Source organism: Mesorhizobium silamurunense (assembly GCF_014843905.1).
Classification (GTDB): domain Bacteria; phylum Pseudomonadota; class Alphaproteobacteria; order Rhizobiales; family Rhizobiaceae; genus Mesorhizobium; species Mesorhizobium silamurunense.
Map to the genome: position 1 here is coordinate 1 of NZ_LPVS01000111.1, position 215 is coordinate 215.

1 protein-coding gene is annotated in these 215 nt (G+C 61.9%); it reads right to left on the reverse strand.

Going from position 1 to position 215, the window contains the following annotated elements:
- A partial coding sequence (locus AU465_RS32635) for a porin (RefSeq protein WP_192257097.1) occupies nucleotides 1–215 on the reverse strand: 215 nt, incomplete at both ends.

A 215-nucleotide genomic window follows, 5' to 3' on the forward strand; every position in this document is an offset into this window, starting at 1 on the left:
CGAAGTTGAAACGGGTCTCGGTGTAAGTCTTCAGGGTGCCGAGCTCGGTTTCCTGGCCGGTCCAGGTCTTCAGCGTGAAGCGGGCCTTCTTGTAGAAGGTGTGCTGCGGATCACCGTCCTCGTGGTCGGCCGTTACAGCGCCGTCGAACGAGCCGACATCACCAACGCCGATGTCGTAGCGGACATAGCCGCCGATGCGCAGGCAGGTTTCGGTG